The organism is Azotobacter vinelandii CA (assembly GCF_000380335.1).
GTDB classification, from domain to species: Bacteria; Pseudomonadota; Gammaproteobacteria; order Pseudomonadales; family Pseudomonadaceae; genus Azotobacter; species Azotobacter vinelandii.
This window is the reverse complement of the sequence record NC_021149.1, coordinates 2,750,172-2,762,607: the sequence shown is the minus strand read 5'-3', so window position 1 is coordinate 2,762,607 and position 12,436 is coordinate 2,750,172. Positions and strand designations below refer to the sequence as shown.

At 63.0% G+C, this 12,436-nt stretch carries 9 protein-coding genes and 2 pseudogenes; 4 read left to right on the top strand and 7 right to left on the bottom strand.

The features are described 5' to 3' along the window. Positions 1-55: 55 nt before the first annotated feature. The 6 genes from AVCA_RS12290 to AVCA_RS12265 form a co-directional block, all read right to left on the bottom strand. Positions 56-1,330: an OprD family porin gene (locus AVCA_RS12290; RefSeq protein WP_012701257.1), complete on the bottom strand. Its 1,275-nt coding sequence runs from the start codon at positions 1,328-1,330 to the stop codon at positions 56-58. 101 nt (positions 1,331-1,431) lie between these two features. Further along, positions 1,432-2,421: a 2-hydroxyacid dehydrogenase gene (locus tag AVCA_RS12285; RefSeq protein ID WP_012701256.1), complete on the bottom strand. Its 990-nt coding sequence runs from the start codon at positions 2,419-2,421 to the stop codon at positions 1,432-1,434. Positions 2,422-2,434: 13 nt separating this feature from the next. Further along, positions 2,435-3,733, bottom strand: a complete 1,299-nt coding sequence (locus tag AVCA_RS12280; protein WP_012701255.1) for an MFS transporter — start codon at positions 3,731-3,733, stop codon at positions 2,435-2,437. 62 nt (positions 3,734-3,795) lie between these two features. Beyond that, positions 3,796-4,740, bottom strand: a complete 945-nt coding sequence (locus AVCA_RS12275; protein ID WP_012701254.1) for a sugar kinase — start codon at positions 4,738-4,740, stop codon at positions 3,796-3,798. Then, positions 4,733-5,515, bottom strand: a complete 783-nt coding sequence (locus tag AVCA_RS12270) for a sugar phosphate isomerase/epimerase family protein (protein ID WP_012701253.1) — start codon at positions 5,513-5,515, stop codon at positions 4,733-4,735. Before AVCA_RS12270 ends, AVCA_RS12275 begins: the two co-directional genes overlap by 8 nt. Before the next feature lie 69 nt (positions 5,516-5,584). Then, on the bottom strand, positions 5,585-6,607 hold the full coding sequence (locus tag AVCA_RS12265) for a LacI family DNA-binding transcriptional regulator (RefSeq protein WP_012701252.1): 1,023 nt from the start codon (positions 6,605-6,607) through the stop codon (positions 5,585-5,587). Between the two features lie 370 nt (positions 6,608-6,977). On the opposite strand from AVCA_RS12265, the gene AVCA_RS12260 reads away from it, so the two are divergent. Both AVCA_RS12260 and AVCA_RS12255 read left to right on the top strand, forming a co-directional pair. Further along, a complete protein-coding gene (locus AVCA_RS12260) occupies positions 6,978-7,703 on the top strand; it encodes a FadR/GntR family transcriptional regulator (protein ID WP_012701251.1) in 726 nt (241 codons plus the stop codon). 180 nt (positions 7,704-7,883) lie between these two features. Beyond that, positions 7,884-8,279 (top strand): annotated as a pseudogene (locus AVCA_RS12255) (FAD-dependent oxidoreductase); the annotation flags it as partial. 130 nt (positions 8,280-8,409) lie between these two features. On the opposite strand, the gene AVCA_RS12250 reads toward AVCA_RS12255, so the two are convergent. After that, positions 8,410-9,438: an IS5 family transposase gene (locus AVCA_RS12250; RefSeq protein WP_407919052.1), complete on the bottom strand. Its 1,029-nt coding sequence runs from the start codon at positions 9,436-9,438 to the stop codon at positions 8,410-8,412. A 49-nt stretch (positions 9,439-9,487) separates the two neighbouring features. Between AVCA_RS12250 and lhgO the strand changes: the two are divergent. Both lhgO and AVCA_RS12240 read left to right on the top strand, forming a co-directional pair. After that, positions 9,488-10,288 (top strand): annotated as a pseudogene (gene lhgO, locus AVCA_RS12245) (L-2-hydroxyglutarate oxidase); the annotation flags it as partial. A 157-nt stretch (positions 10,289-10,445) separates the two neighbouring features. Further along, entirely contained in the window at positions 10,446-11,774 is a 1,329-nt protein-coding gene (locus AVCA_RS12240; protein WP_012701248.1) for an MFS transporter, read from the top strand. Positions 11,775-12,436 lie beyond the last annotated feature (662 nt).

The following is a 12,436-nucleotide window of genomic DNA, read 5'->3' as shown; positions in this document are numbered from 1 at the left end:
CGCGAGTTTCCCACCCTGCGGCCTGGCCCGGGGCCGGCGCCATGCTCGGTCTTCTTCAGAACAGCGAGAGCGGGTACTGGACGATCAGCCGGTTGTCGTCGAACTTGTTGTCGGCGCCCCAGTCGCGACGCACCGTCGAGTTCCGCCAGCGCAGGGCCAGGTTCTTCGCCGGACCGCTCTGCACCACGTAGCTCAACTGGGTCTCGCGGTTCCACTCCTCGCCGTCGTCGATACCGCCCGCATGCACGTTGTGACCCTTGATGTAGCGGGTCATCAGGGTCAGGCCGGGCATCCCCAGGGGCGCGAAGTCGTAGTCGTAGCGCACTTGCCAGGAGCGCTCGCGGGGGTTGTCGAAGCTGCCGTTGTAGCTGTCGTTGGCCGCCGTGCCGCCGCTGGTGCCGTTGACCCGCAGCCAGCGGTCGTCGCCGCCGACCCGCTGCAGGCCCAGGTAGAAGATGTGCGCGCCATGCTTGAGCGAGAACATCCCGGTCAGCAGGCTGTTGTCCAGGTCGCCGGCCTGGGCGCTGCCGTCCTCCTCGCCGTCGAAGTAGCCGAGGTTGGCGCCCAGGGTCCAGTCCTTGCCCAGCGGCTGGCTGTGCACTACCTGGAAGTAGCGCTGCTTGTAGATGTCTTCCAGTTGGCCGAACCAGGCGCCGAGCAGGGTGCGGTTGTCGTTGAAGGCGTATTCGGCGCCGGCGAAGCTGAAGCGGTCGGAGGTGACGCTGGCGTTGCCGACCCAGCTCATGTCCTCGAGGCTGCTGTCGTCGCGCGGGCTGTTGCCGCGGAAGCGCCCGCCGTAGAGGGTCAGGTTGCGGATCTCCTTGGAGGTGAACATGCCGCCCTGGAAGGTCTGCGGCAGCGAGCGGCCGTCGTCGGAGCGCAGGATCGGCAGCGCCGGCGACCACTCGCCGAGCTTCGCCTCGGTCTTCGAGAAGCGCAGCTTGCCGGCCACCGCCAGGCGGCCGAAGTCGTCGGCCGGCTTGCCGTCCTTGCCGACGGGCAAAAGCTGGGTGCCGCCGGTGCCCTTGCCGCCGTCGAGCTTGACCGACCAGAGGCCGAGGATGTCGATGCCGAAGCCGACCGGGCCTTCGGTATAGCCGGACTGCAGGTCGAGGATGAAGCTCTGGGTCCATTCCTCGGCCTTGCTGCGGGTGGCGCGGTCGTCGACGAAGTTGCGGTGGATGTAGAAGTTGCGCAGGGTCAGGGTGCCCTTGGCATCCTCGAGGAGTTCGGCCTGGGCGCTTGCGACGGGCAGCAGGAGCGCCAGGGGCAGGAGGTGGAGGATGGAATTCAGGTAGCGCTGTCTTTGAGGTTTCTTGTTGTTGTGCATTGTTGTTATGGTCCCTTGATGGCACGGATTCCTCCCACACCCGGGCCGCGATCGCGGCAGGGAAGTCCGGGGTGGGAGAGGGAATTGCGGTCGGTGGGCGATCAGCCCGCGGTCCGGACGACCTCCAGGGCGGCCGGATTGACCAGATTGGCCGGACGCTGGCCGGCCAGCGCCGCCAGCAGGTTGTCGACGGCGCAGCGCGCCATGGCCTCGCGGGTTTCGTGGGTGGCCGAACCGATGTGCGGGGTCGCCACCACGTTGTCCAGGCGCAGGAACGGCGAGTCGGCGGGCAGCGGCTCGCGCTCGAACACATCCAGCCCGGCGCCGCGCAGGCGGCCGGCCTGCAAGGCTTCGAGTAGCGCTGTCTCGTCGACCACCTTGCCGCGCGAGATGTTAATCAGGATGGCCTCCGGGCGCATCCGCGCCAGTTCGCGGGCACCGATCAGCCCGGTGGTGGCGGCGGTCAGCGGCAGCGTCAGGCAGACGAAGTCGGACTCCGCCAGCAAGGCCTCCAGCGAGCGGTAGCCGGCGCCGTAGCGTTGCTCGACCTCCGGCTTGGGCGACGAGCTGTGGTAGAGGATCGGCATGCCGAAGCCGAAGTGCCCGCGGCGGGCCAGGGCCTCGCCGATGCGGCCCATGCCGACGATGCCGAGGGTCTTGCCGTGCACGTCGCTGCCGAAGTGCGCCGGACCGATGCTTTTGCGCCACTGCCCGGCACGCACCCAGCCGGCCAGTTCGACGACCCGCCGGGCGGTCGCCAGGATCAGCGCGAAGCCGGTGTCGGCGGTGGTTTCGGTGAGCACGTCGGGGGTATTGGTGAGCAGGATGCCGCGTCGGGTCAGGTAGTCCTGGTCGTAGTTGTCGATCCCCACCGAGACGCTGGAGACGACTTCCAGTTGCGGCGCCAGATCGAGCAGTCCGGCATCCAGCCTGAGGCTGGCGCCGAGCAGGCCGTGGGCGCCGGGCAGGGCGTCGCGCAGGCGGGCCAGGCCGTCGGCCGACAGGTCGTCGATGCAGGTGACCTGCGCCTGCTGGCGCAGGCGGGTCATCAGCTCGGCGGACAGCTTCTTGTAGAGCACGATGTTCTTCATGGACACGGATTCCTCAGGAATTGGTCGCCGGCCGGAATTGGCGGCCGGACAGCGGCGCCGGGCGGGCGCCGCTGGTGGGGTCGAGCAGCAGGGTCAGCAGCACGGCGATCAGCAGCGCGCCGCTCATCAGCAGGAAGGAAGCACCGGGATTGCCGGTGGCGCCGTTCAGGTAGCCGACCAGCCAGGAGCCGGCGAACGAGCCGAGCGCGCCCATGCTGTTGATCAGCGCCATGGCGCCGCCGGCGACGTTGACCGGCAGCACTTCCGGGACGATGGCGAAGAACGGCCCGTAGGGGGCGTACATGCAGCCGCCGGCCAGCACCAGCAGGGCGTAGGATAGCCAGAAGTGCTCGCTGCCCAGGGCATAGGAGCCGTAGAAGGCCAGCGAGGCGATCAGCAGCGGCGGCCAGACGAAGCACTTGCGCTGCTGGAAGCGGTCCGAGGCCCAGGACACGCCGAGCATGCCGATCACCGCGGCCAGGTAGGGCAGCGATGACAGCCAGCCGGCCTGGACGATGTCCAGTTGGGCGGCGTCCTTGATGATCGACGGCAGCCAGAGGACCAGGCCGTAGACGCCGATGCTCCAGCAGAAGTACTGCACCGAGAGCAGGATCACCTTGGGCGAACGGAATGCTTCGCGGTAGTTCTTCACCGGCTTCAGGCCCTGCTGCTCGGCGGCCAGCGCCTGCTGCAGTTCCTCCTTCTCCCGGGCGTCGAGCCATTTGGCGTCGGCCGGACGGTCATCCGCCAGGCGCCACCAGATGAAGGCCCAGAGCACCGCCGGCAGGCCTTCGATGATGAACATCCAGCGCCAGTCGAAGTGTTCGATCAGGTAACCGGACACCACCGACATCCAGAGGATGGTCACCGGGTTGCCGAGGATCAGGAAGGTGTTGGCCCGCGAGCGCTCGGCCCGGGTGAACCAGTGGCAGAGATAGATCAGCATCGCCGGCATCACCGCGGCCTCGACCACGCCGAGCAGGAAGCGGATGGCGATCAGCAGGTAGACGTTGGGGATGACGCCGGTGAGAGTCGCCAGGCCGCCCCAGAGGATCAGGCTGACGAAGATCAGCTTCTTCACGCTGCGCCGTTCGGCGTAGATGGCGCCGGGCACCTGGAAGAAGAAGTAGCCGAGGAAGAACAGCGCACCCAGCAGCGACGACAGGCCGGGGGTGATGTTCAGGTCGGCGGCCATGCCGGAGGCGGCGGCGAAGCCGTAGTTGGCGCGGTCCAGGTAGGCCAGGCTGTAGGTGATGAAGATGACCGGGATGAGATACCACCAGCGGCGGCTGGCGAGACGCGGATTTTGCATGGATGTCTCCTGAGCTTGTTGTTTTTGTGGCAGCAGGTGCCGTCGGGATCGGCGATCGTTCGTCAGACGTTCAGGGTTTCCTCCGACAGTTCGTGGCGACGGGGCAGGCCCTCCATGTCGCCGATGCATTGCACGGCGCGGCTGCCGAAGGCGTTGCCGCGCTTGAGGGCTTGCGGAAAGCTGCGCCCTTCGAGCAGGGCGCTGATCACGCCGACGGCGAAGGCGTCGCCGGCGCCGACGGTGTCCACCACCCGGGTTGCCGGCACGCCATCGATGCGCCCTTCGCTGTCGGCGGTGCGGTAGTAGGCCCCTTCGGGACCGAGCTTGATCACCACCGCCTCGGCGCCGCGTTCCAGGTAGAAGGCGGCGATGTCGGCGGGGCTCTGGTAGCCGGTCAGCAGGCGGCCTTCCTCGATGCCCGGCAACACCCAGTGGGCGAGGGCGGCCAGTTCGTTGATCTCGGCGATCATCCGGGCCTGGCTCGGCCACAGCGAGGGGCGCAGGTTGGGGTCGAAGGACAGGCTGCGCCCGGCGCTGCGCATGCACTCCATCAGTTCGCGGGACAACATGCGGCAGCTTTCCGAGAGCGCCGGCGGAATGCCGGTGGCGTGCAGGTGGCGGGCCTTGAGCAGGTCGGGCACCAGGTCGGCGATCGACAGGTGGCTGGCCGCCGAGCCGCGCCGGAAATACTCCACCTTCGGGTCCCTGCCGTCGGTTTCCCGGGACTTGAGCTGGAAGCCGGTGGGATGCGCCGGGTCGATCCGCACATGACGGCAGTCGAGGCCTTCGCGGGTCAGGCTGTCGAGCACGAAGCGGCCCAGCGAGTCGTCGCCGACCCGGCTCAGCCAGGTGACCTTGAAGCCCAGCCGCGACAGGCCGATGGCCACGTTGCTGTCGGCGCCGGCGATGCGCTTGCCGAAGCGTTCCACCCGGGCCAGATCGCCGCTGTCCTCGGCCACGAACATGGCCATGGTTTCGCCGAAACAGAGCACGTCGACTTCATGCATGCTGGCGTTCCTCCTGTATCTGGCCAAGGCGGGCGAGGGTTTCGACGTGCTGCCGGGTGACGGCCAGCAGGTCGTCGCCCTGCAGGGGGTACTCGATGGCGCGCGGCACGCCCACCGGGAACTGGCGGAACAGGCGCAGCCACTGCTGCAGGTCGATTTCGTCGGGCGGCAGGGCCACCAGACGACCGTCGACGTTGTGCCGGACCGCCTTGCAGTGCACGTAGCGTACGTGCCGGCCGAGGCGCTGGGCGGCCTCGTCGACCGGCTGTGTCTGCCAGAGCCAGTTGCCGATGTCGAAAGTCATGCCGATATCGAGATCCCGCGTTTCGGCCTCGGCGAAGAGCGCCTGCAGGGCATCGATGCGGCCGCCCTGGGCGGTCTGGTCGTTTTCCACCAGCAATTGCACGGACTGTCCCGCCAGTTGCTGCGCCAGCTCGTCCAGGTCGTAGCCGGCGCGGTAATGGCCGAGCGAGACCTTCAGCCAGCGTGCGCCGCAGGCGCTGGCGCGCTCCAGGGTCGGACCCAGGGCGGCGCTGAGCCGGCCTTGCTCGGTCCACAGTTCGAGCGGGGCGGAATACAGGCAGTCGAGCTTCAGGCTGCGGACGGCGGCGGACAGGGCCTCCGGGTCCGGCGGGGCGTCGAACAGTTCCTCGCGCAGTTCGGCGCGGGCGGCGCCGGCCTGGGCCAGCAGCGGCAGGAAACTGGCCTGGCCGCGTTCGCGCACCAGACTGGCGCCATAGCTGGAAAGACTCACGGAGACGGGGTAGAGGGGCATTATGGTTATTCCTCTGAAACCGGTTTCATTTTCGACCGAACAGCCTGCCGGCAAACAGCCGGCGGGCTGTCAGCCGCGTGGGTGGGTGGAGCCTCGGACGATCAGTTGTGCCTTGAAGTCGAAATGGCGGGCCGGCCCCCTGGCTCCTCGCAGACGATCGAGCAGGCACTCGAAGGCAGTCACGCCGATCCGCTCGGTCGGCTGGGCGAGGGCGGTGATGCCGCTGCCCACCAGGGGATACCAGTCGAGGTCGTCGAGGGCGATCAGACCGATCTCCTCGAACAACCGGTAACCGAATTCGCGCAGTTGCCGGGTGGCGCTCAGGGCGGCCATGCCGTTGGCGGCGAACAGTGCCTTGGGCCCCGGTCCTGAGGCGACGAGAAAATCCCGCAGCGATTCGCGGAAGGCCCCATCGGTCTGCAGTACCCGGCCCTGCAGCAAGGGACTCCGGGCGATCCCGGCCTCGAAAGCCGCGACGCGCTCCTGGCGCGAGCTGGTGCCGTCCAGGGGCTCGCTGACCAGCAGCAGGTCGCGGTAGCCGCGCTGCTGCAGATGGTCCAGGGCCTGTTGCACCGCATCGCGGTTGTCCAGGCCGACCAGGTCGGCCTGCAACGCCTCGACCTTGCGGTCCACCAGCACCATCGGCAGTTCGCTGTGCAAGGACAGCAACTCGCCGGCGTGGTGGCCGAGGGTATTCACGATCAGTCCTTCGACGTTGTACGAGCGCAGGGCCGCCAGATGCTGGCTTTCCTGTTCGGTGCTGCGGTCGGTGTTGCACACCACCAGGGTGTAGCCGTGCTGGCGGCAGGCGGTTTCCACGCCATGCATCACGGCCACGGAATAGGGATTGAGGATATCGGCGACGATCATGCCGATCAGCCGGGTACGGCCGCGTTTCAGGCCGCGGGCCATCTGGTTGGGGCGATAGCCGAGCCGTTCGATGGCCTGCTCGATGCGCAGGGCGGTGGCATCGGCGAGCAACTGACGGTCGCCGCCGATATAGCGCGACACCGTGGCCTTGGAGACGCCGGCGGCTTCGGCCACCTCGCTGATGGTGACGCGGCTGCGGGTGGGCAGGGACGGACCGTTCACGGGCCTGGAACCTCTTGTTCTTGGTATTGTTCGTCGGTGTTCATTGCTTGAAACCGGTTTCAGTAAAGCTCAAAAGTTGGACCCCGTCAAGGAGGATGGATCGCCGCCGGAAGTCGGGCGTGGCTGGCTCGTTGCCCTGGATGCGCGGACGTGGACCATTGGTCCGGGCCATGGGCCATGCCGGGAAGGTTATCCGGGCTGCGGGAGGCCTGCCCATCGCCGTGGCCTCGGCTGCAAGGGCGATTTCCATCGTTTCCCGCCTTCCCTGGCTGTCGCGGTCAGTGCGAGGAACGGGTTATCCATATTTTTTCTTGACTCCTGTCAAAAGAACCTGCATCAATAATGTCAGACAACCTGATCTTTGAATTCCATGCTAGAACTCGAACGCCCCGATACGCTGGTCCAGCGGGTAGTGAACTCCATACGCGAGGAAATCGCCTCTGGACGTCTGCTCGCCGAGTCGCGATTACCCACCGAACATCAGTTGGCCGAGCAGTTGAATGTCAGCCGATCGGTGATTCGGGAGGCGGTTTCTCAACTCAAGGCGGACGGGATACTGATCAGTCGCCGGGGATTTGGTTCCTATATTTCCAAGACCCCGGCGGGCACGGTATTCCGACTCCCCAGCAAGAACGGCCATACGCTCGATTTGGCGCAGCTTTTCGAAATGCGCCTGTGGATCGAGGCGCAGGCCGCCGGCATCGCGGCCAGCCGGCGCAATGCGGCCGATCTGCGGAGAATGGAAAAGGCGCTCGAAGTGATGGCCGCCAACGCTTCGGATTTCGATCTTTCCGCGGCGGCCGACGTGGAGTTTCACCGGGCCATAGCCGCGGCCTGCAGGAATGAATATTTCCTGGCTTTTCATGATTTCCTGGGTAGCCAGCTCACCGCGGCCAGGCGCACCGCCTGGGAGAATTCCGCCGCTTTGCGCGGCGGCTCCATGGATGCCCAGAACGAACATCGTGAATTGTTTGCAGCGATCGCCCTGGGTGACCCGGAGACGGCGGCGAAATGTGCCGAGCGGCATTTGCAGGCTTCGGCCGGGCGTTTGGGGATGGTGTTGCCCAATAGCGTTTATCATCGCTCGCAGGATTGATTCGTTCGTATCCGTTTAGTCCGATGAACTGAATTTTTGCGAGAAATGTTTATCGGTTTTATTTGTCTGACAACCTGATTATCGAGGTGTCCACGAAGAACGATATGGCGTTTGATCTTGTTCCTATATTTGTCTGACAACCGGACATAGGCATGGGTGTTCTCAGTTGGGAAAAATAAAATGGTTCATGACTTTTGCGTGATCGGTGGCGGCATAGTTGGCCTGGCTACCGCCATGCGGCTCTTGCAGATCGACCCTGGTGCCTCCCTGGTCTTGCTGGAAAAGGAAAACAGCCTGGCAAGACACCAGACCGGGCATAACAGCGGTGTGATTCATGCGGGTATTTATTATCAACCGGGTAGTTTGAAAGCCAGGCTTTGCAAGGAGGGAGCCCGGGCAACCAAGGACTTCTGCACCGAGCATGGCATCGCTTTCGAGGAGTGTGGGAAGTTGCTGGTGGCTTCCACTCCTCTCGAAATGCAGAGGATGGAGGCGCTTTATGAGCGATCCCAGCAAAACGCCCTGAAAGTCGAACGCCTGGATGGGACCGAGTTACAGCGGCGCGAACCGAATATAGGGCACCTCTAAAAACACCCACCTGAGCTGGGTCGAGCAGTGACGAACCCAGCGCTTGGCATCCGTTGACCGGGTTGATGTCTCGCAGAAGTTCCTGCTGCCGGTCGCGGTATGCAACCAGCGACCTGACTCAGGCCATTTCCAGTAGTCTCGACATCCGCTTGAGGTTGTAGACCGCCGATTTGACCACCAAACCGAACTCCGCCCGGACCAAGCCAATGCTTCGGACCATCTTGCCGCCCATCTGGGCCAGGCTGGCAAAGACATGTTCGACCCGGGCTCGGGGACTGGCTATGCGTTTGTTTCGTGCCTTGTCCCGTTCACCGATCGGCTTGCCGGCCTGGCCCTTGCGCTGGATAGATGGCCTCCAGCCGATCAGTTGGAGCCAGCGCTCCCGGGGTCTGTCGTGATACCCGCGATCCGCCCAGAAGTCCCGGCTGCTGTTGCCCCGGTCGAGCACATCCACCAGATGCAGGGTGTCGGCCTCGCTGGCATCGCTCACCTTCACGCAGCGGATCAGCTTGTGCCGGCGATCCACGCTGACCGACAGCTTGTAGCCGAAGTACGACTTGCCGTGCTTCTTCGTCCAGCGCGCCTCGACATCCTTTTGCCGGCGCTTGGCGGGCGACCATTCGACCGGCACAGCCTGCTCCTTCACCACGGCCTGCTCATCGGCCGTGTTGTGCTGGATGGGCGCGCGAACGATGCTGGCATCGATGATCTGCCCTTCGCGAGCCCGGAAGCCGTGTGCCTGCAACTGACGCTGCACCTCGGCAAAGATCCGATGCTCGACGTTGGCCTGTACCAGGCGCTCGCGAAAGACCCAAATCGTGTTGCGGTCCGGCACTCGGCCGGAGTTTTTCAACCCGGCAAAACGCTGGAAACTCATACGGTCGAGCAGTTGAAACTCCATCTGCTCGTCGGACAGGTTGAACAGTTGCTGGAGTACCAGCAGTCGCGTCATCTGCTCCGTTGGATAAGGCGGCCGGCCGCCCTTGGCCCTACTGGGCCTGGGAGCCCAGTGGTCGATCTCGGCGGCCAAGGATGCAAAGTCCACATGCTTGTTCAGTAGGGCCAGTGGGTCGCCCAAGCTGTCCAGCTTGGCTTCACGCTCCTGGTCGGCAAAAAGACTGAACATCAGTAGGCTCCGGGTGATCAACAGGCGGATGATCTTACCCAGCGGCCGGGCTGGTTTTTAGAGGTGCCCTATAGTGGGTCTGGGCGGGTTGTTTTTAGAAAGCACCGGGATTGTCGATTATCGCAAGGTTTGTATGGCGATGGCCGGGGTAATCGCCAAGGCCGGTGGCGAAGTCTTGCTGGGCAAGCAGGTCCGTTCCATCGTTGAAAACGATGACCGAGTGACGGTGGCCACCGAAGATGAGTCCTGGAGCGCCAGGAAGCTGGTCGTTTGTGGCGGGTTGCAGTCCGACCGTCTGGCCAGGCTTGCGGGTCTGAAGATCGAACACCAGATCGTACCCTTCCGCGGCGAATACTTTCGCTTGCCGGAAATCAAGAACGATATCGTCAAGCACCTGATATACCCGATTCCGGACCCCGAGTTGCCTTTCCTGGGTATTCATCTGACCCGAATGATCGATGGTGGCGTGACGGTGGGGCCCAACGCCGTACTCGGTTTCGCCCGGGAAGACTATCGGAAGTTTTCCACCGACCTGAGGGACATCCTGGAGTACGGCCGCTTTCCAGGCTTCTGGAAAAGCATCGCGGGGAATTTGCGCTCCGGCTTGGTTGAAATGAAAAACTCCTTGTGCAAGCAAGGCTATCTGAAACAGTGCCAAAAATATTGTCCGTCGCTCGTTCTGAAGGATTTACAACCTTGCGAGGCTGGTATCCGGGCTCAGGCCGTGATGCGCGACGGAACCCTGGTGCATGACTTCCTATTTGTCGAGTCGCCACGGATGTTGCATGTCTGCAATGCCCCGTCTCCGGCCGCCACCTCGGCCATTCCGATCGGAGCCATGATCGCCGAGCGTTTGCTCAAGAAGAGCTAGCTTCAGGTCCAACGAATTCATTCAATTATCATTGTCTGGGAGACGTTATGGATAAAGTCGTCACGAGTTGATCATTGCCAGTCGAATTTGAAAGGACGGACTCGATCGTTCCGTCCGGACTCCTTGTTTCCTGACAACAAATAATATGGTGCGGGTCATGAGTACAATAATAAATGCTGCTCAACAAGTTGCGGAGTCTCCATCCGAACAGAAAGCTCGACTCAGGAAGGTTGCGGCTGCGACCATAGTCGGCTCCATGCTGGAGTGGTACGATTTTTATCTCTACGCGACGATGGCGAGCATTGTCTTCGCGAAAATCTTCTTCGATCCCGGCAATCCTCAGAACGCCACTCTGCTGGCATTCTCGACCTTTGCCATCGGCTTCATCGCCCGGCCTTTCGGGGGCATTCTATTCGGTCACCTGGGCGACAAGTTCGGTCGCAAACGCATGCTGGTGGTGACTTTCTGCCTGATGGGCATTTGCACGACGCTGATCGGGCTGATTCCCGACTATGCCACCTGGGGGATCTGGGCTCCCGTATTGCTCGTCGTCATTCGCATAATCCAGGGATTGGGCGCGGGAGCCGAACTTGCGGCAGCGGCAGTCACGTCCTATGAGCATGCTTCGGAAGACAAGCGCGGCAGCCAAGGGGCCTGGCCCGCACTGGGACTGAATCTGGGGCTGCTGCTTTCTTCGTTGACCGTATACCTGCTAACCCTTCCGGGTGACGAATTCCTTTTGGCGGGCGGTTGGCGGATTCCCTTCATTTTCAGCATCGTACTGGTCGGGGTTGGCCTCTGGGTACGCAACAGCATTCCCGAGACGCCCGATTATCAGGAGGTCAGGGAACATGAGCCTCTGCCCAAATTACCTTTGCTGGAAATTTTCAGGAACGATCTGAAAGGCTTGCTGGTGGTTTTCTTCGTGGCTATCGGCTACAACGCCCTGAGTTATATTTTCAAGGCTTTCTCGTTGGCCTATCTGACTCAATACAAGGGCGTGTCCGCCAATATCACCTCGTTGTCGGTGACCATCGCCAGTTCGATCGCGATATTCGCGGTGCCACTCTTCGGGCACCTTTGTGACAAATGGAGCAGCAAGTCGGTATTGATCGCCGGTGGTCTTCTGTCGGCCATCTTCGCTTATCCCTTCATGAGCCTGCTCGATACAGGCGTCAACTCCTGGATCTATATCGCCCTGGGTGTCGGTACCGGCCTGCTGGCGCCCTTGATGTTCGCTCCGCAGGGGTCGTTTCTCAGCCGCCAGTTCCCGACCGTCACGCGTTCTTCCGGTGTGGGCAGCGGACGGGAGGTCGGCACCGCACTCTCGGCAGGCCTGATACCCTTATGGGCATTGTCGCTGGTTTCCACTTCGCCCGGCCATTCTACCGAAGGCGTGGTGATCATCATGGTCGTTGCCGCACTGATATTGATAGTAGCGGCCTGCTGTGACCAGGGCGGCAAGCATTCGTTGTCCAGGAACTAGCCTTCCCCCCGGACTGACTGCGGCTCGAGAAAGCTGCAGTCAGTTCGGATATCGAAGAATGTCGATGAGCCGCGATGGCCGGCGGCATGCAGGAGCGGAGGTTCGCGTCCCCACGGGGATTGGCTTCGTTCAAGGCCGTATCGAACCCGACCGATAGCGGGGCGGAATTGGCGCTCGCCGGGCATCCGGTTCGGTCCGATGATCCGCAAGAGCGCTTCTGGTTATGTTGGATGCCGAATACTTTTCCCGGAATAAAAAGATTCAATGACCGTCGTCTCTCATATTTAAACTGCATGCCTGCTACGGCAGGCTATTTTGGGAATGCGAACCCTGTCAGCCTTGGCGCTTGTTCTGGCCGGGAAGTCCTTGAGCGTTCCGCCGGTATCTCTTTCGGGTTTGGTTGCCGTCCATTCGGCCGCGAGCGCTTCGATCTGGTCGCGTGGCCACAGCATCGTCTTGCCTATGACCGCTGCCGGCCGTGGGAGGCGACCTTTGTACAATAAATAGCGGACGGCTGCCTCCTTGCAGTTCAGGAGTTGCGCGACCTCGCGTAGCTGTATGATACGTGACAGGCTGCCATCCGGATTTATGAGTCTCAGTCGATCTGTTTTCATAAAAGGCTGGTCGAGTCTTCTAATGGTTCGAGTCAATATTTAAGCAAC